We start from the raw sequence: 23,236 nt of genomic DNA on the forward strand, positions 1-23,236 counted from the left end.
GGATTAAGCAAGACTTGGCATATAAGTTTTTTCATATTTTCTATTTTCGTTCACACAAGCAAATATTCTCAGGATCATTTTGTTTCTGATGTTGTTTAGAACGAGCATTTTGCTTTTACCCTCGGCTACCTTTCTATTGTAATATTCATTGAGCTCTCCCTTCATAACGGTGGCCGATAGTGCGGACAGATGGAGTAGTTGCTTCATCTTCTTATTGGCCAAATGACTAACTCTAGGCTTTCCTTTAATGCTGGTTCCGGACTGATATTCAAAGGGAGCTACTCCAGCATAGCAGGCAAATTTACGCCCGTCTGTGATCGATTTGAATTGGTTGGTTGCGATGATCATCTCCCAGGCCGTAACTGGCCCGATTCCATCCACTGAGGTGATTATTTGTTGCAGTTCTTGTAATCGTTGATCATTGGTAATCACAGTTGAAATTTCCTTTTCGACCTGCTTGATCTGCTCGCATAGCTGTGTAATTACTGGCCTATTGAGCGTTGATATCTGAGAAATGTGCTGCTTATTTATGGCATTTTCTGCTAATTCAGTTATTGGTACGCTCAGAAGTTTTTTGGCTTTAATTAGCCTATTTCGCAGTGCTGTAAGGTCTTTAAGTTGTTTCAAAGAAGAACTTACAGGCTCCCATAGCTTGCATTTATCCTGAAACCGGAATGCATATTCACTTAACCTGGAAGCATCTACCTTATCATTCTTACCTCTTTGCATTCCTAACGACTTCTTCACATGAAGGCCCTGCTCAACCCAGATGTGAAGCCTCTTCTTAGATAGTGTATTGACCAATAACTCATTGTAAATCCCAGTATACTCTAAGCAAAACAATGCATCGGTAAAGTCTACTTTCAATTCTTTACAACGTGACAAGAAAGCCTTGATCCCTGCCGCTGTGTTATCAATCTTTTGGTATTCCACGTGATCAGACAAATAACGTAAGTGGATATCAAGCGTTCGTTTACTTACATCAATTCCAATAAACCAATTGAATTTCATACCTTTAGATTTAAGTGATTAATTGATCGAGAATTTCTCAATACCTTGATAATGGGTCTTACCCTAATTTCTATTTGAGACTTACTCAATCTAAACTGACAGGGACTCAATCGCAGCGTAGATCCCTAATCTAGAAATGACGATAGTTCACCCTGTCAGTTTCTTTCCTAATTAATCTAATTCAATTCTTAGAATTTTCTCTCCCTACAATCCTAAAGGAAATGACGCCTTTGTAAGATCACAGTTAAGCTGTTTGCCGCTCCACCGCCAACCTCGCACAAAAGACTGCCGAAACCGCTGTCAGCGGGGTGAAAATGATAAGTTCAAGCACGCTGGTGGAGGCCAGGTTCCCTACGGTGTTGAGAGCGAAAAGCACAGCAAACGCCCAAAGCAAAACCTTTAATATCATAGTTGGCAGTTTTAGCTTCAAATAGCCTCCTTTGATCAGGATGACGGTAAGAATAAACAGGTTCACCACAATGCTGACAGTTTCAAACCGCAGCATTTGTTCTCTGTTTTGCAGTCGCCCACCCCAGGTGGCTTCATAAGGAATCAGACCGGTGATGATGATGAGGTGATACACCAAAACAAGCGACAGCAGGGCTATCATGGCGTGGACGGCAAGTTTGAAATTGATTTTTTTAAGCATGGTGGTTCAAAAATGAGTGAGTTAAATCTTCCGGCAGCTCAATACTTATCCTCAAAAGTAGCGGAAAATAGTTGTTAAAACGGGTAGCAATCGGTTTGGTTCATCCAGGGGGCAGCTGCTGCTGCACATCAGGTGCCAACCCTTTTCTTAATGCCAAAACTCTTCTTACCGGGCCAGCAAAATCCCATTTTTCGGCAATAACTGATATCGATGTTAGGTTTGGTCGACGGATAACGAGTTTGCGCACGGATTTAACATCGCATCTGAACCACCCTCGCCCTAGTTTTGCTATAAACATTTTTGTCCTACAAAACTTAACTGGTGCATGAGAACTTTCGAGATTACCCTTTTGCTGGTTGTATCGATACTGCCTTTCGTCAAGAGACCGCTTGTCCGGCACGTTCGGGCTAACTACGTTTTAGCATTTCTCGGGGTGTTGCTGGCCTTGCACCTGACCGTAGAAGGATGGCGCTGGCAAATGTTTCCCGCCTATCTGCTTACGCTTATCGTGGGATGGAGGGTGAAAGCTGTTGATGCTACTGACTCTGCCCGTGTGTCCTTTGTTAGGGTGGTCGGGTATTTGGGATTGATTGTTTTGCTACTGCCGGGTTGGGCACTTCCAAAGCTCCTCCCTGTTTTCTCCTTGCCGGAACCACGGGGCCCTTACAGCGTGGGTGCAGAATTGGTTTACGTGCAAACTGAGCGGGATGAGATCATCACCAAAGATGCTACCGATAAGCGAGAACTAATGTATAAAATCTGGTATCCAGGCGATGTGGAAGTCTTATCGCTGAAAGGCGAGAAGTATGTAGATGAAGGAAGCCGGGCTGGCTTCTCCGTTAAGTATGGCCTGCCACCTTCAGCGCTCAATTACCTTGATCGGGTAAAAACTTACGTCTATCCGGATATTCCGGTAGCGGATGGGCCCTTCCCTGTGTTGATTTTTTCTCATGGCTATGGGTCAAAAGCAACGGGATACTATGCTTTGTTGACCGAGGTGGCCAGCCAGGGATATGTGATCATCAACATGAATCATACCTACGAAAGCCTTGGGGCTACTTTTCCGGATGGCAGGGTAAAGTACTTTGATTATGACTTCCAGAACGAAATTTCTGCCGGATCCCAGCCAGTGGTCGAGCCGCTGATCGAAGCATTCAAAAGTGGCCTGAGTTATGAGGAAAGGCATCCTATTGTGCGGGAAGCATCCAAGAATTATTTCATGGCCGGAGTAAATGATCGATGGGCTGAAGACATGATATATACGTTGGATCTGCTGGAAAAGTGGAACACCGACGGTGCACTGAAAGGTAAACTGAATCTGAATCAAATAGGCGTTTTTGGGCATTCAGTAGGTGGTGGGGCAGCAGGTGTGGTGGCTACTACAGACGGCCGGATAAAGGCAGCAGCAAATTTGGATGGCATTTCATGGGGCAACACGATCGATAGCACCTACCATATCCCTTTCCTCTATATTTCGGCGGATTGGCCAGAGGAACATGAAGATGTTAACTCCCATATTTATCTCAACAAGAGCACGGACTACTTCTACGAGAGCAAGCTCTTGAAATCTGGGCATCCGAACTTTATGGATATTCCCTTCATGATCCCTGTTCAATCGCTTGCTGGTACTGGCGACATTGACCCTTATCAGGGAATGGAAATTGTCACTAAGCTAACCACCTCATTTTTCGACAGGCATTTAAGGCACTTACCAGGCCCTGATCCTGAAGAAATAGGCAAGCAATATGAGCTATTGGAAATGACTGTCTACAAAGGCGATTCAATCAAATAGTTGTTGGGCTTATTGGATGCTGGTAGCACTTTGGCTGCCAGCAGTCCATTTTTTCTACCAAAGCCGTTTTCATGTGTGTCTTCACACATCTTCACACATGGCCTTGCCTTCAGCCCGGCAAAATCATCACCTTCCTTAGTTGCCTGCGTCCAACAAACCAACCTTTGGCAACTCCCCAGGCAGCTCCATCCTGATCCTCCAATGCAACGGATAGTAGTTGTTGAACCTGGTAGCTATTCGTTTGGTCCACCCAAGGGGCAGCTGCTGGTAGCACATCAGGTGCCAGCCTTCTTCTTAATGCCAAAACCAGGGTAGACATTAAAAGGTATGCATTTTTAATGTTTGATAAGTGATTAAAGTGTAAATTTAAGGCTAGAATTCTTGTAAACATTAAAAAACGGATTAATTAATGCCAGAGATACTTTATCCAATCAACCCAGATAGAAGTGTTCCATGGAATGATATTCCTTCATTACCCATCAGGAAGGAGCTCCATCATACGATAGAAGTGTTAGAGAAACTTGGAGATGCAAAGGCGGCGCTGGCCAGGCTTCATGGACGTAGTGCAATTATACCCAATCAAGGCTTATTGATAAATACAATAAGCTTGCAGGAAGCAAAGATTTCGAGTGCCATCGAGAATATATTTACAACGGACGATGAGTTGTATAAAGCATTTAGCGATCAAAATACCGAGTCGACAGGAGCATCCAAAGAAGTGCTGAGGTATCGGGAGGCACTTTGGTCTGGCCATCACTATTTAAAAAAAACAGGCCAATTCAATCAAGAGTATTTCATTCAGGGGTTTCAGGTGATAAAACAAACCAGGGAAGGGATTCGCCCTGATTTCCTGAATACAACTATAAGACAGGGAGGCTCTGGGCCCAATGCTGGTCAGGTGATTTATACCCCTCCGAGAGGTATTGCCGCTATTAAGGATAAGCTAGACAATCTGGTAAACTTCCTCAATAATGATGAGAAATATAGAATTGATGATATACTAAAAATGGCGATCGCCCATTTTCAGTTCGAAGCTATTCATCCTTTTCGTGATGGAAATGGTAGGACAGGGCGCTTATTCAATATTCATTATTTAACTAACAAAGGGCTACTGGATGTGCCCATACTCTTTCTTAGCAGATATATACTGGATCACAAGGAGGATTATTATGCAGGGTTAATGGGAGTTTCTCAACGAGCAAACTGGACAGACTGGTTGCTTTTTATGATGAGGGCAGTGGAGCATACTTCGAATCTAACTTTTCATAAGATCAATGAAATTATGTCGGCGAGAGATTCAATTTTGGAATTTGTAAAGAGGGGTGATCGGAAATTCCGCAGTCCGGAAGGTCTGGTAGAGCTCTTATTTTCTCAACCCTTTACAAAGGTGAAACATCTTGTTGAAGCCGGGCTGTATGCCGAGAATACGGCAAGAGATTACTTGAATAGGCTGTGCGAAATGGAGGTGATGGAGAAGAAAGAAATCGAAGGTCATCACTACTACCTAAACATTGAATTGTACCGAATACTCTCAGCATAGTGTCTTTCCATAAGGACCCGACTGTTTGGATCGGTGGATCTACAATGCAGCTAATTTTTAGCACTAAAAAAGCCAGTTCCAGGCAACTCCACAGGCAGCTCCATCCTGATTCTCCAATGCAGCGGATAGTAGTTATTAAACCGGGTAGCAATACGTTTGATCCAGCCCAAAGGCAACTGCTCGTAACACATCAGGTGCCAGCCGTCTTTTTCTCTGTCGATGGGCCATTCCTCTTTGCGCAGGTACTGCAAGGCTTGGCGAAGCTCTAGCTCCCAAGTCGGGAAAGTGTCTTTCTTGAAAATAGTTGAGAGCGCCAGGGCAGGAGCAGGCACGAGGTTCTTCTTTTTGATTTCAGCCACCAGCACACCGGCTTGCACAATATGTAGCTCCCGGATCACTGCTCCCCAGGCAGTGTTGTCGCCCGGTGGAAAAGCCAGGATGTTTTCATAGTGCTGGAAATAGTCTCGGTCGTCAGTCAGCCAGGGAGCTACTTCTGCCTGTTCCTTTTTGCCGGTGGGGGCCAGCGGAAACTTATCTTTTCTCGGAGTCTGCCATTCATCGCCATCCAGCTTCCTTACGGCACATACAAAAAAGCCTTCTCCTTTTACCAGGTGAGGCATAAACTGGTAACCCACCACATTGTTGGCAGCCGGCACTTCCCTGATGTTCAGCCCGGCGTCTACCGACAGGCTGACGGGCTCCAACTCCGTTTGCTCTGACAGCCACTGGATGTTTTGCTCGTTTTCGGCGTGGTTGTAGGTGCACGTGCTGTATATCAGCACGCCGCCGGGCTTCAGCGCCGGCCACACATCCATCAAAATCCTTCGCTGTCTGTCGGAGCACAGGTTGGCATTGTCAGGCGACCACTCGTTGATGGCATTGGGGTCTTTACGGAACAGCCCTTCGCCGGAGCACGGGGCATCCACAACTATCAGGTCAAAGAAGCCTTCCAGCCTGTCGAAGTCCCTGGGGTCGTTGTTGCTCACAATCACATTCGGAGCGCCCCATTTGGTTATGTTTTCGGCCAGTATCTCCGCCCGGCTTTTGATCACCTCGTTAGAGACTAGCAGGGATTCTTTGCTGAGCAGCGAAGCCAGCAGCGTGGATTTGCCACCAGGAGCTGCGCACAAGTCGAGCACTCTCAGGGGTTGAGAAAGATCTACCGACTGCTTCACCACCTCTTCCAAAAACATGGAGCTGGCTTCCTGCACATAGTAGGCGCCGGCATGCATCAGCGGATCGAGGGTAAAGGAGGGCCTTTCCTGCAGGTAGTACCCATTGGTCGACCACGGCACTTTTTCCAGCTGCACCGGAGCATGAAACTTCGCTGTGTTGATACGGATGGAGGTAGGGGAGTCAGTAGCCAAAGCCTCAAGCAGCAACGATGCCTCGGCTCCCATTTGTGCTTGCAGCCTGTTCGAAAATGATGCGGGGAAGTTAGTTTTCATTTGCAGCTCTCGGCATGGTGGTAAGCAATGTACGGAGGTCTAAAGCTATTTTCCATCGTTATTTTCTCCTCGCAGCATTTTCAACATCATTAAGCAAGTCTTCTGCCGATTGTTGAAACACGGAGACACCATATTCTCCCACAGTCTCGATAAACTCCCGTTTGGAAATCCCTGCGATAGCCGCCGCCTGACCGGACGATAATTTTCCTTGATCAAACAGCTTTGCAGCCACAATCATCGATACCTCTTTTTCATCGATATCGTCTGGTATATTATTTAGAGTGATCGTTTTCATTTGTACAAATTCACAAAAAAGCCTTTGAATTGATGGGTGACTTTCCACCATCACCCCAAATGTAACTTCCTCATCAATACCCCAGCCGACACCTGACTGATTTCTCCCGACTTCAGCGGAAAGAGGCCAAGCTCTTCAATCGCCACCCTTACCAATCGCAACGTAGGATGCCCCACTGCCGCCGTCATCCGCCGCACCTGCCGGTTCTTCCCTTCGGTAAGTTTCAACTCCAGCCAGGTAGTTTCCGTATATTTTTTGTGATTGACAGGTGGGTTCCTTTCAGCCAGCTTGTCAGATGCCACTACAATTTTAGCCTCCACAGGCAGGCTACGATGTTCTTTCCCTTTGATTCGAATAGTTGGGCCTTTGGCCAAGTCTTCCAGGGCTTTATGCTGCACAGTTCCTTCCACTTCCACCCAATAAGTTCTCTGGTGCTGATACTTTGGGTGGAGCAACCTCGCATTAAGTGACTTGTCGTTGGTGAGAATCAACAAACCCTCGCTGTCTGTATCCAGCCTGCCTACCGGGTACACATCCTTCGGCAGCTTGAACAGAGTGCCCAGGCCAGGGTTGCCGTCTTCGTCGGTGAACTGGCTCAGCACACCATAGGGCTTGTGAATGATGAAGTACAAATGCTCTTTTCCCGCCACCGATCTTTTTTTATTGATTCAGTTTTTTCAACTCTTCCATTTCTTCCTCACTCAGGGCAAGGTCAATCTGAATGCGTCTTTCTGAAGGCAAAACAGTGAATAATACGCTGAAAATGAAGATAGGCGCCAGGAAGTATATCGGATCGTAGGTGACAATGGCGCCCACCACGCCAATCAGTCCCACCGTTTCCAGCACAGCCCCTCTGATCACTTTGTAGTTGTACCACGACTGCAACCTTTGCTGCAAAGGAATAGTAGGATCAGCCTTCAGCAGCTTCCCTGTGAAAGTCCACCCTGCCAGTGCCGCCAGCGCCACCGCAAGGATAGCATATTTCGGCAGTCCCGTGGGAATAATCGTTGCCCCCTCGCCGGAGAAAAAAACGAAGAAAGAAACCATCGTGAACAGGGCCAGGGTTGACATGAGAGAAATGTAAACCAGCCGGAGAATGGTAAGGTATTTTTTGAGCGTCATTTTTATTGTTTGAGAAAGTAATGCCAATACTTTCTCAAACATAACAAATGATGTTTAGGTTTGCTTGTATTCCATCCGGTCAACGATGGCCGCCACGGTCACATTGCTGGTGATGTTGACCACCGTGCGAAACATGTCGAGTATCCTGTCGACAGCAAAAATAAGCCCCAGGCCTTCAGCATTCAGCCCTACGCTTTGCAAAATCACAATCAGCATCACCATGCCTGCACCAGGAACCGGGGCAGCACCAATAGAGGCCAGCGTGGCCATGACCACAATCGTTAGCTGCTGGCCCAGGCTCAGGTCAACGCCAAAGGCCTGAGCAATGAAGACCGCCGCCACTGCCTGATAAAGGCTGGTGCCGTCCATGTTCACTGTGGCGCCAATCGGCAGGCAGAAGCTCGTCACCTCTTCCCTGAGGCCAAGCTTTTCTTCGCTGCACTTCATAGTTACCGGCAGCGCCGCTGCGCTGGAACTGGTGCTGAAGCCCAGCATCTGCGCCGGAAGAATGTCCTGATAAAACTTCTTCACCGGGATTTTGGTAAATATTTTGAGCATCAACGGATACACCAGCAGCAGCATCATGAAAAGCCCGAAAATCACGGCAAAGGAATAAAGCCCCAGTGCCTGAAACAGCTCAAGCACCCCACCGCCGCTTGAGAAGTCGGCTACCATGCCTGCCATGAGGGCAAACACGCCATAGGGAGCAAACTTCATGATGATGTCCACGATTTTCAGCACAATGTCATTGGCTTCCAGAAAAAACTTACGGACAGTATCCGTCTGCTTTTCGGGCAGCATCACCATGGCAACGCCAAAAATAAGGGCAAAGAAAATCACCTGCAGCATTCGCTTGTTATCGCCCAGCGACATAAACAGGTTTTCCGGCACGGCATCCACCACAAACTGCAACGGCCCCTTGGTTTGAAAATCCTGTGCCATCGCACTCCTTTCTTCCACTTTCGAAGAGTACATCGCCTTCAGCTCTTCCCGCTTTTCGGGGGAGAAAGAAAGGCCGGGATTGATGATGTTCACAGTGAGGAGGCCAATGGTAATGGCCAGAATGGTGGTGAAAAGAAACAAAACAAAGGTCTTCGTACCCATTCTGCTAAGCCTGCTGATGTCTTTCAGGTTGCTCATGCCCACAATGAGGCTCACCAGCACCAGCGGCACGGCGATCAGCTTGAGGAGGTTGATAAAAATGGTGCCGAAGGGGCTTATCCAAACCTTGATAAATGCAGAGGTGCCAAGAGATCCGGCCAAAAGTCCTGCCAGAACGCCGGCGATCATTCCAATAATAATCTGCCAGTGAAGAGCGAGTTTTTTCATTCAGGGTCAACGGTTGATGGTGTATAAATGCGGAAAGATATGGGATTGCCCGATCCGTTGATTTGCGGCGCAGTGAATTATTTTTTACGGAAGGAATATTAGTTAATTTGGGTGAAAAGTTGAGTGCCAACGGTAGCCTGTCGGGCGTTGGCATTCTCAAATAAGACTTTCGCAAAATGGCCATACATCCCAGAACCGTTGCTTACTCTCAGGTGACCATCACCGAGCTCATGATCCCTTCATACGCCAACTTCGGCGGCAAAATCCACGGCGGCATTCTGCTGTCGCTCATGGACAAAGTAGCCTATGCCTGCGCCACCAAGCATTCAGGTGCTTATTGCGTCACGGTGTCAGTCGATACCGTCGACTTTCTCCAGCCGGTGGAAGTGGGCGACCTGGTGTCGCTGAAGGCATCCATCAACTACGTGGGCAATTCTTCCATGGTGGTGGGCATTCACGTAGTGGCTGAGAACGTAAAGGAGGGCGTGGTGAAGCATACCAACAACAGCTACTTTACCATGGTGGCCAAAGACGACAACGATAAGCTGACCACAGTGCCCGCTCTCATTCTGTCCGACAAAGAGGAGGTCAGGAGATTTGTGGAAGCTATCCACCGAAAAGACCTGAAGAAGGAAGCCGCTGAAAGGATGCAGGCAACCAAAAAGGTTTTTCAGCTGGAGAATGTGGTGTCGTTGCTGGAGAAGGAAAGGTGCGAGATAGCTTTCGCCGCCAAATGAAGCTTGACGGAGCTTCTAATGGCGCAAGGAATAAAAACACCCTAACACCCTACTGAGCAAGTATTTGTATCGAGAAACCTTGTATCTGATTGAACTTACTTTGCTTTTTGTTGATCAAACTACTGCTTAAGGAAAGATAAGCCAGAAATTAAATCGTAATACCTTCCTTTTTGCTACACTTACTTATCTTTTCGGTGGTATCACCTTGTTTTTGAGTGAAAACACTATTTTTATAGAGTATTTTCCTATAATTTTTATTCAGGAGAGTTATCTTTTTGATTAAATTACTTACCATTTAAGTGGAATGACTATTCTTTTAAGTGGGTAGTTCATGCACAAAAGGTAAATTTTTTATACTAAAAGACAAACTCATGCTTACTTTCAACTTACTGCAGGTGCTTCGGGTACGTTGGATCAGGCAGCCCTATGGTTACCTGGTTCGGAATGGCATTTCGCCCAACCTGGCACACAAAATGGCCAATGAGCAAATCCGTGCCATCCGCCTCGATCACATAGAAAAGCTATGCCATTTACTCAACTGCACACCCAACGACCTGTTTCGCTTCTCGCCCGGCCGGGAGGTGGTGCCGCCCGGCCATGCCTTGCACCGGCTGGCCCGCAAAGACGACGAGCAGCAGGCCGTGGAGTGGCTCACAGCCCTGCACAATCTGCCCCTGGAAGAGCTCAGGAAGCTGGCAAAGGAAAAGAAGGAAGGGGAGTAGGGCAGGAGGGCGTGGGAAGCTGGCAGGGGGCAGCCCACCGCCTCGCCACGTCATTCTGAGGAGCCATGCGGCGCAAAGCAGAGCATGACGACGTGAGAATCTGCCCGGCAAGAGCCCAGAGGCAAAAGGACCAGCGACCCAATCACCCACAAGTATTTCTGGTGGCTCAGCGACCTCCTGATAGCCCCGGCCCTCCGGCTGATCCGTTTTTAGGGAACCTACATATTAGAAAGGTTTTGGCCTGATAGCGGGAAATACTACCTTTGAAGTAAGAAAGGCCACCCACATTGTGAGCAGCCTTAATTTTGATCCAACTATAAAAAGGTCTGTTAGAGTTTTCTACACCCCATCTCATTTCCATTTAATGAGAATGGCTTCGACCAGACCGATTAGTACTCTGCTTATCTCGGTTACTATCCATACAACGGTAGTAGAGCCGGTTACACAGAGGGTATTATTTGACTCAGAGGGGCGCACCACACAACGGGCGCCTTTTCTGTTTGCAAAGTTGCATCTTTTCCCAATTCACTCCAAAACTTTCAGGAACAAAAATAGAATATTGTACTGCATATGATGTTAATATAACCCACAAAACGAAATAATATTTTGCTTTTGTAAAGTATAACTTACATTTTCAATGTGTAAAACGGGGATTGTTACTATTAGAGGAGGGCGCATAAATGAGAAAAGGGCTGATTATTCAGCCCCTATCAATCTTTTGTATGTCAGTACGCTTTCTGAGTCCTTCAAGAATTTATTAAACCTGTCCCGTTCGGTAATATCCCTTGTATTGAATCGGGCTGAAAACTCGTCAAGGTGTCTTTCAATGTGCTTCTCACTTACTGGCGGTAAGTCCTATACAGCCCAACGGTTAAGAATGCTCCAGAAGTTCTTATTGGTGTTGGTCTGAACCTTACTATCCGTAGAGTTCCCCAGAGCCCTGCGGATTGACAATAAAAACGAGTCTCTGAGAGAGAATCTCTAAGAGGGAACCTCTGACTCGCTGGCCTGGGCAACTGGCAAGCCTCGGCCATCTGGAAAAGTGCCGACAGTTAACAGAGCAGCAACTTTCCGGCCGCACACTGTAACCTCCCGGGTATCGCCCCGAAAGGCCTGGCTTCCAACGGGCCGTTTTTAGGCATTTGTAAGCATCTCTAGACACCTAAAAATGGGCAATGGACCTTATTAGGCAAAATAGAGCAGTTTAGGCCTTTTGTGGCTATAATGAAAGTGAACGTAATTGTGTATATTCGTTCGTTGCATAAAATCGCATACATGAATGGCATACTATAAAATTGGACGTTATAGAGTATTTTATTCGGAGGATCGATTCATGGAGGTAAACCAGCCGTTTCTTAGTAGCCTGACCGCCCATGAACTAATTAGTATGAAGGTTCTTGGGATAGATGGGAAGCCCGACAAAAATGCCTTAAAACTTCAAACTATTCACATCGAAAAATTACAAGAAGATCTTAAGAACCTCCCAAATCAAGATTTTATTGAAAAGTGGGTTGAGTTTGATTTCAGAAATGAGAAAGCTCAAGATGTAGTTGGGGAAATTCTAGTCGACTACTTTGATATTTACAAGAATGGCTGCATCATTGATTTGCGTACTTTTGACGACCAATTAAATAATGACTTCACTGGAGAGAATTTGTCTTTCCCAACAGGAGAAAAAGTACGGCTCCAATTCACATTATCAAACAGACAGAATTTTGCCCAACGACTATTTAAAAGGAGATCGTTGTTTAATGTTGTAATGGATTTGAAAAGAATAAAAATAGCAAAAGGAGTTCTTGCTGATTTTAAAATTGAGACTGACAATCAAATTTTTCAGTTTTCGGAGAATGTAGAAATTTCAAGTAAAGGCTAGCTCAAATACTTTATGTAGCAAAGGTTCTAATTGACGCGATATATGAAATTAACCCCTAAACAAGAGAAGGAACTGGCAGAGATAGTGCTATCCAACTCTATTGACTGGGGCAACTTTGAAGAAGTCCAAGTTGCAAATGCTGGAAAAGAATATAGTCGATTAATCCATAAACCCACTGGCTTATTTTTTGAGATATTTCACGATGTTTTATTTGAAACGGTGCACCAAAATATGGGAGGCTGGCATGTATATTTTACTCCAGGTAATGACTATTCAGCATATTCCTCTTTTGAATTAATTAAGGGCTGGGATAATGTAAAGATAATATTTAAGTCATGGATAGCACTCTTGCAGGATGAAATCCAAGCCAGTGAATTTCTTGATGATATTCAAGAATTTGCCTCCACACCAACAGAGAAGTTCGATTTTTCAGAGGACGTATTATTGAATGAGGATGAGGTCAGTCAGCTCACAACAGAGCTACTTTTGCTCAAGCAAAAAATTGAAAGCCTACAGGGTGAAAATCAGATGGTCGTCCAATCTCTTGAAGCGAAGATCGACTATCTGATAAGCCGAGTTGATAAGAAATACCCAAAAATCGATTGGATTAACCTAGCGATGGGCACAATAGTGTCTATGTTTTCCTCCGAAGCAAGTGATTTCATTAAATCGCATCCGGAGCTTTTTGATCACATAAAGTTTTTCTTTCACTTAGTCTCAAACGGGAAATTCTTAAAATAAATGTGGCTAAAACAACGGTAAAAATGAATGTGGGCTTCACGGGTAATCATAGGGTAGCTGGCTTGGAATGTCCCACTAGCAGTCCAAGCAGCGGCATCATCCAATAGTAGCGAACGCTAGTGCGAGGCTTGACCCGGACGGAGTCTCGTACCACTAGCGGTCTCGTACCCTAATCAAAATTGGCCAGGATCCGAGCAATACCCTCCCCACCCAAACAATTTTCTTTGCCTCATTTGCACTTTTTCATCAGCTTTCGCAAAACGATGAAATATGCAGAAAGTACTTACCCTCCTTTTTTCCCCTGTTCCGAAGGGCGTCCCTCAGCCCCGTCGTCTGGTTTCAACCCGACGCTAAGCGGGAAAGCCGAACAAAGGATAAAAATGGATGGCTGATCCAAGAGATTTCCAACCGGGTTCAGCATTGGGAATTGTAAATGGTATTTTTAGAGAAAAGAAAAAGTACTTTCAAGCAGTGAAAGAATCAGAACTTAAAAAAACAGGAGCTTAATGAGTTCAGAGATCATCATATATCAAACTCAAGATGGCAAGACTAGCATTCAAACTCGCTTGGAGAATGAAACAGTTTGGTTAACTCTTGAGCAAATGGCCGAACTTTTCCAAAAAGGCAAATCGACCATTAATGAGCATATCCTGAATATTTACAAAGAAGGTGAACTAACCCGGGAAACATCCATGAGAAAAATCGGGATTTCCGATTTTTCTACCAAACCCACAAATTTTTATAATCTGGACGTCATTATATCTGTCGGTTACCGGGTGAAAAGCCTGCAAGGCACCAAGTTCAGACAATGGGCAACTGCTCGCTTGCGTGAGTACATTGTGAAAGGTTTCACCATGAACGATGAGTTGCTCAAAGAAGCCGGTGGTGGCAATTACTTTGATGAATTGCTCGCCCGTATCCGGGATATTCGCTCTTCTGAAAAAATCTTTTGGAGAAAAGTGCTTGATATTTATGCAACGAGTATTGACTATGATCCAAATACTGACATATCGCAGACTTTTTTCAAAACAGTACAAAACAAGATGCATTGGGCTGCCCACGGCCAAACTGCTGCGGAGGTGATTTACCAACGGATTGATGCTTCTAAACCAAATCTAGGGCTTACCAATTTTAAAGGTGAAAAACCAACAAAAAAGGAAGTTGAGGTTGCTAAAAACTTCCTGAATGCAAAGGAAATGGACATTCTCAACAGAATGGTAACGGCCTATTTGGAGATAGCAGAACTACAGGCCCTGAATCACAAACCCATGCACATGAAAGATTGGGTAGCTCGTTTAGATGATTTCCTAACAATGACAGGCAATGACATTCTCTCCCATGCCGGAAAAGTGAGCCATCAAAAGGCATTGGATAAAGCACATGCTGAATACGAGAAATTCAAAGAGCTCCATCAAAACGAACTTTCACAAGTAGAGAAAGACTTTATCAAAAAAATAGAAAAAACAGAAAAGGAGCTGAAAAACAAGAAGAGGTAAATGGCAAAGCTCAGAAAAAGCGTAGACAGTATCTGTAAAATCATGTGACACGATACCCCGCTGGTGACGAACTATTAGCTCGGACGCATTTCAAAATGGGTGAAATATTGACCACCACACCTCCCCACCCAAACAATTTCTTTTGCCTCATTTGCACTTTTTCGTCAGCTTTCGCAAAACGATGAAATATGCAAAAAATACTCACCTTCCTTCTTACTGTAATCATGGCTGGCCAGGTGCTGGCGCAGGACATGTCAGTCCCTAAAATCCTCACCCAGCGTGAGCAAGCCGAGGTGATCGACCGCTGGCTGGAAGAGCGCATTAAATATGTGTTGCCCGACCTCATGCGCCGGGAAGGTCTCGATATGTGGCTGATCATTGCCAGGGAGTACAACGAAGACCCTGTGATCCGCACCATGCTGCCTGCCACCTGGCTGGCTGCCCGTCGCCGCACCATATTGGTGGTATATGATCCGGGCGCAGGCAAGGAGCTGGAAACTTATGCCATTGCCCGCTACAACGTAGGCAGCGCCTTTAAAATGGCCTGGAACCCTGCCATTCAACCCGATCAGTTCAAGGCATTGAGTCGCCTGATCCAGGAAAAGAACCCAAAGAAAATAGGCATCAATAAATCGGAGCACTTTGCGCAAACAGATGGCATTACGTCCAATGAGTACGACCAGCTGATGAATGTGCTGCCTAAGAACTTCCAGCAAAAAGTGGTGTCGGCAGAAAAGCTGGCCATCGGCTGGCTGGAAACACGCACCGAAAGCGAAATGATCGTGTACCAGCAGATTGTGCGCATCGCCCACCAAATTATTCAGGAGGCTTTCTCCGACAAAGTCATTCAGCCCGGCATTACCTCCACCGACGATGTGGTATGGTGGATGCGGGAGCGTATCAAAGAGCTCAAGCTCGACACCTGGTTCCACCCCTCAGTCTCCATCCAGCGCCAGGATCCTGAATCTTTCGACCATTTGCGCAGCTTCTCCGAAAGGCCTGGCGAGCAGGTCATTTTACCCGGCGACCTTATTCACACCGACTTTGGCATCACCTACCTGCGCCTCAACACAGATACGCAGCAGCATGCCTATATCCTGAAGCCCGGAGAAACCGAGCCACCTAAGTTTTTGCAGGAGGCTTTTTCCCAGGGCAACAAAGTGCAGGACGCCCTCACCAGCAACTTTGTGGTGGGCAAAAGCGGCAATGAAATCTTAAAAGCAGCGCTTGATCAGTCAAAAGCTGCGGGTTTAAAGCCTTCCATTTATACACACCCCATCGGCTACTATGGGCATGCCAGCGGCCCCACCATCGGCATGTGGGATCAGCAGGATGGCGTGCCTTTCAATGGCGATTATCCCTTGTACCACAACACGGCCTATTCCATTGAGCTCAACGCCAGCGTGTTCATCAAGGAATGGAACAAAGAGATCAGGATCATGCTGGAAGAAGACGGCTATTTCGACAAAACCGGCTTCCGCTATATCGATGGCCGGCAGAAAGAGTTGATGGTGATTCCGAGGCCTATGTTTCCGAATGGGAAGTAAATCTCTTAATTGGAAAGCTGCTTGCAGCTACCCCCTCTCCATTTAGGAGAGGGCCGGGGTGAGGTGAGTAGCCGAAGCAAGCTCAAAACCCCTGCCACCCAAAATTACCATCCTGTTCCGCCCACAAAAAAGTCGGATTATATAGCTTGGGCTTCGTCAATGAATTTTGCACCTTGCTACTTATAGCTTTATTGTATCCACCTACCGTATACTGATGAAAAATATTTTGGCCATTGCCTTACTGTTAGTGATAGTAGCCACAGGCTGCAAGAAGAAAGAAATACCTTCTTTCAAGGTGATGTCGTTCAACCTCCGATACGACACGCCCAACGACAGCATCAACGCCTGGCCCAACAGGAAAGATGCAGTTGCTGACCTCGTCAAATTCCATGAGGCTGAAATAGTGGGCGTGCAAGAAGCACTTCTTCATCAGTTGAAAGACCTTGAAGAAAGGCTACCCGACCATAGTTGGCTGGGTGTGGGCAGAGACGATGGCATCGCTAAAGGTGAGTTTTCGGCCATTCTTTACAACAAGCACCTGTTTCAGGTTATGGACTCGGGCACATTCTGGTTGTCAGATACTCCCGACGTTCCCTCCAAAGGATGGGATGCAGCCATTGTGAGGGTGTGCTCCTGGGCTAAAATGAAAAACCGGCATTTGGGAAAAGACTTTTACATTTTCAATACGCATTACGACCATATCGGCGTGGAGGCCAGGACTAACTCATCGAAACTTATTATCGAAAAGGTCAAAGAAATTGCTGGCAACCTTCCTGTGATTCTTACCGGTGACTTCAACTCGGAGCCTGAAACAAAGGCCTACGAAACGCTTACTGAAGGACTGACCGACGCTCGTAATTTAAGCGAGAACCCACCTTACGGGCCCTACGGTACCTGGAACGGTTTCGACCACAGCGCTGACCTCACCCGCCGCATCGACTACATCTTTGTCAATGAAAAAGTGCTGGTGAGAAAGTATGCTGTGTTGTCAGACTCGAAAGAAAACCGCTACCCTAGTGACCACCTGCCGGTGATGGCAGAAGTGATGTTCAGGTAAGAGAGCATTGGTTTTTCACAGCCCTTCCTGTGGCGGGGTTTTTTGTTGCCTATTACGTAACTTCATTGTCTAAAAACTCATATTCTCACTATCTTGATTGTTCAAAAAAACTGATATTCGATGACCACCTACTCACGCCGCAAATTTTTAGATACAATGAAACTCGGTGCTGGTGCAGCACTCGGAGCTTCTCTGCTTACTTTTCCATCTTCTACAGCACTGGCTTCGGTCTCTTCATTTCCCCGGCGCAAGCAGGGGAAGAAGCTCGGAATAGCCTTGGTGGGGCTTGGCTACTATGCCAAAAACCTGCTGGCGCCGGCGCTGGAGAAAACCGAGGATTGTTACCTGGCCGGAATCGTCACAGGCACGCCTTCGAAGATTCCCGAATGGAAAGAGAAGTACAATATTGCCGATAAGAATGTTTACGGCTACGACACATTCGAAAAGATCAAGGACAACCCCGACATCGATATCATTTATGTGGTGCTGCCCAACAGCATGCACAAGGAATACACCATCAGAGCCGCCAAAGCTGGTAAGCATGTGATTTGCGAGAAGCCTATGGCACTCAACCCCGCTGAATGTCGGGAAATGATCGCTGCCTGCGACAAGGCGAAGGTGAAGCTAGCCATTGGGTACCGACTGCACTCGGAGCCGCATACACAGGAGATCATGCGTTTGGCCAGGGAGAAAGACCTTGGAGCTGTCAAGCTGATTGAAGCAGCCGATGGCTTCCGCATTGGTGACCCCACCCAGTGGAGGCTGAAAAAGGCCCTGGCCGGAGGCGGTGCCATGTACGATGTGGGCGTGTACTGCATCAACGGCGCTCGTTATGCCACGGGCGAACAGCCAATTGCCGTTACTGCGCAGGAGTACAAAACCGATCCTGTCAAATTCAAGGAAGTCGACGAAACCATTACCTGGCAAATGGAATTTCCCAGTGGTGCGGTAGCAACTTGTACTACTACCTATGCGGCATCAACAGAAAGACTGTACGTGGCCTACGAAAAAGGCTGGGCGGAGCTCCGGCCGGCATTTGGCTACGGCCCTATCAAGGGGAAAACCAGCAAAGGCGAAATGGACATTCCCCACACTGTTCACCAGGCCCTGCAAATGGACGATTTCAGCCGCTGTGTGAAAGAGAACAAGGAATCACCGGTCAACGGCTATGAAGGCCTGAAGGACTTGCTGGTAGTGGAAGCGATCTACAAGTCGATTGCTTCGGGTAAGAAAGAAAAGGTAATGCCCGTGTAAACATGGGATGGATTCCCCTCTTCTGAGAAATTGAATAATGCCGAACAAAGAACAAAACATAGAGGAGCTTCTGCCACACAGAACTCCTTTCCTGTTTGTCGATGAGATTGTTTCTTCCGACAAAGAGGAAATCGTAGCCATAAAGACCTTCGACAGTGAAACCAATCAATGGCTGAGGGGCAGCTTTCCGGAGCACAACTTCGTGCCAGGCACCATCCTGATTGAGTCGATGGCGCAGTGTGGCGGAGCCGCCATCAAGCAGATGGGCATTATGGACGGCCTGTTTGCCCTGACCAGTATTGAACACGCAGAGTTTTTCAAAGGAGTGGAATACGATCAGCCCGTTAAATATGTGATCAAAAATATTCGCATCAGCGACAAGCTCATCAAGCAGTCTGGCGTGGCCTATGTGAACGAACTGCCCGCTCTGGAAGCCACCTGGCTGTGCGTGAGGATGGGGTGAATCGAGGCCGGCCTTTTTCTATTCATGAATTTGTCCGCCACCATTTCCTAACAATCCCTATTTTTACCCCATGAAGCTATTCTTCAACAGGCTGTACGTAGGCTATGCTTTGCTGATTTTCACTATTACTTTTCTCATTCTTTTCCCCTGGTTTCTATTGGGCATCTATTACACGCCTGCTTCCAGGCTAGTGCTAAAAGTAAACTACTGGTGGGCGATTGTGTACTTCTTCCTTATTGGCTTGCCTATTGGTGAGGAGTGGCGCTTCAAACGGGACGGCCGCCAAAACTACATCTTCTGCTCAAACCATTTTTCATACCTGGACATACCCGTGATGGGGTTTGTGCATTCGCCTTGCGTTTTCGTAGGCAAAAGCAGCATTGCCAAAGTGCCGCTGTTCGGGTTTATGTTTAGGAAGTTACACATCATGGTCGACAGAGAGAGGGCCAGAAGCAGGGCAGAGGTGTACAAAAGAGCTGCCATTGCTTTGGACGAAGGAAAATCTGTGATCATTTTCCCTGAAGGAGGTATCAAAGTGTTGCATTCGCCGAAGATGACGCCATTCAAGGATGGTGCCTTTCGCATGGCCATTGAGAAACAAATTCCTATTGTTCCAGTGACCATTCCATACAATTGGATAATTTTACCCGACGATAATCGTTTTGTCATTCGTTTCAAACGCCCTAAAATTGTGCTTCATGAGCCCATCGACACCAAAGGAATGACAATCGACAGGGTGAACGAACTGAAGGATGAGTGTTTTAAGGTGATAGATGAAGAACTCAGGAGTCGTTTTCCTGAGGAATTTGCAAAAGAAACTACATGAAGATAGATAAAGACACTTTACACAAACTGGCCCACCTGGCCAGGCTTGAGTTGGATCCTTCCAACGAAAAGGAAATGCTCAACAGTCTGAGCGAAATACTGACCTGGGTGGAAAAGCTCAACGAGCTGGACACAAAGGATGTGGATCCCCTTGTGAGCATGTCTTATGAATTGAACGCCTTCAGAGAGGACAAAGTAACGGAAGAACTTCCACGGGAGGAAGGTCTAGCCAATGCCCCTCGGCACGACGACAAGTTCTTCATCGTACCTAAGGTAATCGAATAATATGAACGGAAGCCGGGCTTTCTGGAAGGAGTGGCCTTTCGAACTCAGGCGGCTTTTTGTTGCCATGGCAGCCATCGCCAGCCTTCTCATTTTAACCGTTTTGGGTTTCGAAATCGCTGGCCATCACCTTGTGCTTGACTGGTACCTCACCTCCGAAACAGAGACTGTCAAGCTTGCGTTGGATCGTGTTTCAGTTGGCCTTTTCGACCTGGAAATACCAGCAGATGTATACCTGGTCAAGCAGCATTTCGAGGGCAGTACCTGGATCATCCGCCCGTGGGCCGGTGTCGTTTATCTTGGTCTCATCTCTCTTTTTTACAGCCTTCTGTTGGCCGTTTCTACTTACCTCCCCAGGTTTTGGTACATGGTGGCTTCAGTGGTTTTCATAGCCCTGCTGATTTCGATGCGCCTGGAGCAGCTCCTTCTTTTCGGCTGGTTCGACTACAAGCCTCTGGCGATTGGAATACTGCTTTTTCTGCCCTTGAGCTACTATTTCCATGCTTTCAAAAGCCATATTCCCCTGCTTAAAAGGTTTTTTGCATTTTCAGGAGCATTCATACTCCTTGCAGGTGTCATCTACCTTGGCTCCCAAATTGACCAGCCTTTTTATACCCTTGCTCAATACAATTTCACAGCTCCTGTAATTATTGTCGTTGTGTTTGCTTTATTGGTAGGGCACGAGGTCGTCTATTTCATCCTGCGAGTGATCACCAGCGGTAAAGCGCAGGCGGGGTCAAAAAACTGGGTGCACTTTTTCACATTCAGCATATTCTATCTCGTCAACGTGGGTCTGGCCTATGCGCACAATGCCCGCTATCTCACCTGGGACATTCTCTATCTCAACGAATTTTTGATGCTCGGCCTTGCAGCCGTCTTAGGTCTTTGGGGTTTGAAAGCCAGGGAGGCCAGGTACGAAGGCACAGCTCCTTTTTATCCTATCGCAGCTGTTTTTTACGTCGCCTTGTGCGGGATTAGCTTCACTACCATTGGCTACCAAGTGTTGCAGGGCAACGACCCGGTGCTGGAGGCGTTTGAAGATGCTATTCTTTTCAGTCAACTGGGGTTTGGAGTCATTTTTCTCCTTTACATTATTGTCAATTTTGTCACTCCCCTCATGCGCAACCTGGCAGTTTACAGGGTGGTGTTCAAAGAAGGTACCCTGCCTTATCCAACTTACCGCCTGGCAGGTACCATCGCCGTGACCGCTTTGTTTTTGCTGTCCAACCGTGTCGCACTCAATCAGTCAATTGCAGGGTATTACAACTCATTGGGTGACTTGTACAAAGTGCGAAATGAGCAGTTGCTGAGCGAACAGTACTACCTTCAGGGGGCATTGTATGGTTACCAAAACCACAAATCTAACTATCAGCTAGGCTTCATCGCCAACAGCAAAGAAAAGCTCGGTGAAGCGCTGTATAGGTTTGATCTGGCAGCTAGTAAGAACCCTTCCCCCCACGCTTTTGTCAACCTGAGTAACCAATATCAAAATACCGACCAATTCTTTAAAGGTATTTTCACTTTGCGGAAGGGGAAGAGCAAATTCCCTTCTAATGGCTACATTGGCAACAACCTGGGCGTGCTTTATTCTTCGACCAATATTCTTGACTCTGCAGCATTTTATCTGAAGCAAGGGCTGGGAGAAGAGTTTTCCCGACGTGCCGCCAACGCTAATCTTGGATATGTGTCGTTCAAGGCTGGTCAGCAAATTAGCACCGATGAAATAGAGGAGGTAGTGAAAGACAAGCTACCTTTTGGATTCCTGACCAATGCATTGGCAGCTACAGCAAAAAATGGCACGAAAGAACTGCCAGAAGTAGTAGAGCCCTTTCTACCCGACTCGACACTATCTGGCTTCACGTTCCCTTTTGTTTACAATGCTGCATTGGTAGATCTTGGGCAGACGGAAGGAAAACTGACCGGCAGACTACCTGCTATGGTGGAGGCGTCTTCCAATGCGGGCTTTTACGGCCCTTTGTCCATTGCGCATGCATTTCACCTTTATTATGGCGGCAGGGCTTCCCAAGCCATTCAGATCCTCAACCGGGTGCAGCAAACCTTCCCCACCTATCGGGGCTATTGCTTCCATTTAATGAGCGTGATGGCGCTTGATCAGGGGGCAGCAATGAAAGCAGCTGAGTATTTTGAAAGTGCCTCGGCTGAAAACTATCCTGATGCTGATATCAACCAGGCGATTGCATTATCTGAAGCTGGAAATTGGCAGCAGGCCACTTTGAAGTGGATTTTGTTGGAAACCCATGAGGGCACATCAACACTTGCTGACTCTATGCTCAAATTGTCGGAGACAACGGATTTGAGTGATCTGACAACTGACCAACAACGATACCAGTACTTTCGTTGGTTCGGACTGCGATTAAATGAACCGCAGCAGGACGATGTTCTAGCCGCTTTCGAAAGCGAAAGCATGAAGAAGGCAGCCTTGGTTTGCCTCGCACAGGCTTATTTTAACGCCGGAAACACACAAGCCGCACAGCAGCTGATAGACAATCCATTGCTGAATGACTGGGCACAGCCCGAAATGACGATTTTAGAATTGGAACTGGCGATTAAAGAGGGTGGGCTGCCAAAGCTAGATGATATTGATTTGATCAATAGCCTGCCTCCAAAGTATGGCCAGGTGTGGGCAAAAGCTGCTCAGGCGGTGAAAGTGAACGATGCGACTGCCTTGAAGGAGGCAATTGTAAGTAACCCCTTCAATGCGGCCCTCGCTATGGCTGCCGCCGATTTTCTGCGGGAAATGAAGGAGGACGAAGCGGCCTACGATGTGCTCGTGGCCAGCATTGAAGCCAATCCATATAACCCCGATGTCATCAAGAAATATATTTGGCTGGCACTCGACATGGGTTTCCAAAACTATGCTGAAAATGGTGTGATCCAACTCCTCGACCTGCTTCCATCAGAAGAATACAAAGCTTTCGAAAGAGAATACGCAGAGAAAGTAGCCAAAATCGAAGCCGAACGTGAAAGCTGGAATTTCGACTGAAGCACACCAATTACGAAATAAAATCTGGTTCAACGCATTTCAAAGCCCC

23 protein-coding genes are annotated in these 23,236 nt (G+C 46.9%); 15 read left to right on the forward strand and 8 right to left on the reverse strand.

Annotated features, from left to right (window positions below; translation table 11 throughout):
• Nucleotides 1-3 precede the first annotated feature (3 nt).
• Together GC130_RS08645 and GC130_RS08650 are read right to left on the reverse strand one after the other, a co-directional pair.
• Nucleotides 4-1,011 carry an IS110 family transposase gene (locus tag GC130_RS08645; RefSeq protein WP_151997889.1) on the reverse strand — a complete coding sequence of 336 codons (1,008 nt, stop codon included), beginning with the start codon at nucleotides 1,009-1,011 and terminating at the stop codon, nucleotides 4-6.
• A 244-nt stretch (nucleotides 1,012-1,255) separates the two neighbouring features.
• Nucleotides 1,256-1,660 carry a hypothetical protein gene (locus GC130_RS08650; protein ID WP_151997890.1) on the reverse strand — a complete coding sequence of 135 codons (405 nt, stop codon included), beginning with the start codon at nucleotides 1,658-1,660 and terminating at the stop codon, nucleotides 1,256-1,258.
• A 325-nt stretch (nucleotides 1,661-1,985) separates the two neighbouring features.
• Between GC130_RS08650 and GC130_RS08655 the strand changes: the two genes are divergently transcribed.
• Nucleotides 1,986-3,452 (forward strand): hypothetical protein, encoded by a 1,467-nt coding sequence (locus GC130_RS08655; protein ID WP_151997891.1) that lies wholly within the window; start codon nucleotides 1,986-1,988, stop codon nucleotides 3,450-3,452.
• A 135-nt stretch (nucleotides 3,453-3,587) separates the two neighbouring features.
• Here the strand turns inward: GC130_RS08655 and GC130_RS08660 are convergent, their stop codons facing one another.
• On the reverse strand, nucleotides 3,588-3,728 hold the full coding sequence (locus GC130_RS08660; RefSeq protein WP_151997892.1) for a hypothetical protein: 141 nt from the start codon (nucleotides 3,726-3,728) through the stop codon (nucleotides 3,588-3,590).
• Nucleotides 3,729-3,861: 133 nt separating this feature from the next.
• Between GC130_RS08660 and GC130_RS08665 the strand changes: the two genes are divergently transcribed.
• Nucleotides 3,862-4,992 (forward strand): Fic family protein, encoded by a 1,131-nt coding sequence (locus tag GC130_RS08665; RefSeq protein ID WP_151997893.1) that lies wholly within the window; start codon nucleotides 3,862-3,864, stop codon nucleotides 4,990-4,992.
• Nucleotides 4,993-5,042: 50 nt separating this feature from the next.
• Here GC130_RS08665 and GC130_RS08670 read toward each other — a convergent pair whose 3' ends face one another.
• The 5 genes from GC130_RS08670 to GC130_RS08690 are packed head-to-tail and all read right to left on the reverse strand — an operon-like array spanning nucleotide 5,043 to nucleotide 9,186.
• Complete coding sequence (locus GC130_RS08670) at nucleotides 5,043-6,440, reverse strand: rRNA methyltransferase (RefSeq protein WP_151997894.1); 1,398 nt, start codon at nucleotides 6,438-6,440, stop codon at nucleotides 5,043-5,045.
• Nucleotides 6,441-6,498: 58 nt separating this feature from the next.
• Nucleotides 6,499-6,735: a UPF0175 family protein gene (locus GC130_RS08675; protein WP_151997895.1), complete on the reverse strand. Its 237-nt coding sequence runs from the start codon at nucleotides 6,733-6,735 to the stop codon at nucleotides 6,499-6,501.
• Nucleotides 6,736-6,785: 50 nt separating this feature from the next.
• A complete protein-coding gene (locus GC130_RS08680) occupies nucleotides 6,786-7,385 on the reverse strand; it encodes a pseudouridine synthase (RefSeq protein WP_226940413.1) in 600 nt (199 codons plus the stop codon).
• A 10-nt stretch (nucleotides 7,386-7,395) separates the two neighbouring features.
• The gene (locus GC130_RS08685) at nucleotides 7,396-7,899 is read right to left on the reverse strand and encodes a hypothetical protein (RefSeq protein ID WP_151997896.1); all 504 of its coding nucleotides are present in this window, start codon (nucleotides 7,897-7,899) and stop codon (nucleotides 7,396-7,398) included.
• A gap of 12 nt (nucleotides 7,900-7,911) precedes the next feature.
• Nucleotides 7,912-9,186 carry a dicarboxylate/amino acid:cation symporter gene (locus GC130_RS08690; RefSeq protein WP_151997897.1) on the reverse strand — a complete coding sequence of 425 codons (1,275 nt, stop codon included), beginning with the start codon at nucleotides 9,184-9,186 and terminating at the stop codon, nucleotides 7,912-7,914.
• Nucleotides 9,187-9,362: 176 nt separating this feature from the next.
• Between GC130_RS08690 and GC130_RS08695 the strand changes: the two genes are divergently transcribed.
• From GC130_RS08695 to GC130_RS08750, 13 genes are all read left to right on the forward strand, one after another.
• Nucleotides 9,363-9,923, forward strand: a complete 561-nt coding sequence (locus tag GC130_RS08695) for an acyl-CoA thioesterase (protein ID WP_151997898.1) — start codon at nucleotides 9,363-9,365, stop codon at nucleotides 9,921-9,923.
• Between the two features lie 371 nt (nucleotides 9,924-10,294).
• Nucleotides 10,295-10,645 (forward strand): helix-turn-helix transcriptional regulator, encoded by a 351-nt coding sequence (locus GC130_RS08700; protein WP_151997899.1) that lies wholly within the window; start codon nucleotides 10,295-10,297, stop codon nucleotides 10,643-10,645.
• 1,279 nt (nucleotides 10,646-11,924) lie between these two features.
• A complete protein-coding gene (locus GC130_RS08705) occupies nucleotides 11,925-12,518 on the forward strand; it encodes a hypothetical protein (protein ID WP_151997900.1) in 594 nt (197 codons plus the stop codon).
• A 42-nt stretch (nucleotides 12,519-12,560) separates the two neighbouring features.
• Nucleotides 12,561-13,259: a hypothetical protein gene (locus tag GC130_RS08710; protein WP_151997901.1), complete on the forward strand. Its 699-nt coding sequence runs from the start codon at nucleotides 12,561-12,563 to the stop codon at nucleotides 13,257-13,259.
• Between the two features lie 384 nt (nucleotides 13,260-13,643).
• Nucleotides 13,644-13,766: a hypothetical protein gene (locus GC130_RS29075; protein WP_255471519.1), complete on the forward strand. Its 123-nt coding sequence runs from the start codon at nucleotides 13,644-13,646 to the stop codon at nucleotides 13,764-13,766.
• A gap of 95 nt (nucleotides 13,767-13,861) precedes the next feature.
• Nucleotides 13,862-14,755 carry a virulence RhuM family protein gene (locus GC130_RS08715; RefSeq protein WP_226940414.1) on the forward strand — a complete coding sequence of 298 codons (894 nt, stop codon included), beginning with the start codon at nucleotides 13,862-13,864 and terminating at the stop codon, nucleotides 14,753-14,755.
• A 188-nt stretch (nucleotides 14,756-14,943) separates the two neighbouring features.
• Nucleotides 14,944-16,302, forward strand: coding sequence for a M24 family metallopeptidase (locus GC130_RS08720; protein WP_151997903.1), 1,359 nt, complete (start codon nucleotides 14,944-14,946; stop codon nucleotides 16,300-16,302).
• A gap of 214 nt (nucleotides 16,303-16,516) precedes the next feature.
• Nucleotides 16,517-17,359, forward strand: coding sequence for an endonuclease/exonuclease/phosphatase family protein (locus tag GC130_RS08725; RefSeq protein WP_151997904.1), 843 nt, complete (start codon nucleotides 16,517-16,519; stop codon nucleotides 17,357-17,359).
• Nucleotides 17,360-17,515: 156 nt separating this feature from the next.
• A complete protein-coding gene (locus GC130_RS08730; protein ID WP_226940415.1) occupies nucleotides 17,516-18,613 on the forward strand; it encodes a Gfo/Idh/MocA family protein in 1,098 nt (365 codons plus the stop codon).
• Between the two features lie 37 nt (nucleotides 18,614-18,650).
• Nucleotides 18,651-19,076: a 3-hydroxyacyl-ACP dehydratase FabZ family protein gene (locus GC130_RS08735; protein ID WP_151997906.1), complete on the forward strand. Its 426-nt coding sequence runs from the start codon at nucleotides 18,651-18,653 to the stop codon at nucleotides 19,074-19,076.
• Between the two features lie 70 nt (nucleotides 19,077-19,146).
• Entirely contained in the window at nucleotides 19,147-19,902 is a 756-nt protein-coding gene (locus GC130_RS08740) for a 1-acyl-sn-glycerol-3-phosphate acyltransferase (RefSeq protein WP_151997907.1), read from the forward strand.
• Nucleotides 19,899-20,186 carry an Asp-tRNA(Asn)/Glu-tRNA(Gln) amidotransferase subunit GatC gene (gene gatC, locus GC130_RS08745; RefSeq protein ID WP_151997908.1) on the forward strand — a complete coding sequence of 96 codons (288 nt, stop codon included), beginning with the start codon at nucleotides 19,899-19,901 and terminating at the stop codon, nucleotides 20,184-20,186. Before GC130_RS08740 ends, gatC begins: the two co-directional genes overlap by 4 nt.
• Nucleotide 20,187: 1 nt before the next feature.
• Nucleotides 20,188-23,187, forward strand: coding sequence for a tetratricopeptide repeat protein (locus GC130_RS08750; protein WP_151997909.1), 3,000 nt, complete (start codon nucleotides 20,188-20,190; stop codon nucleotides 23,185-23,187).
• Nucleotides 23,188-23,236: the final 49 nt, after the last annotated feature.

Origin of the sequence: Imperialibacter sp. EC-SDR9 (assembly GCF_902498805.1) — a bacterium.
GTDB lineage: Bacteria > Bacteroidota > Bacteroidia > Cytophagales > Cyclobacteriaceae > Imperialibacter.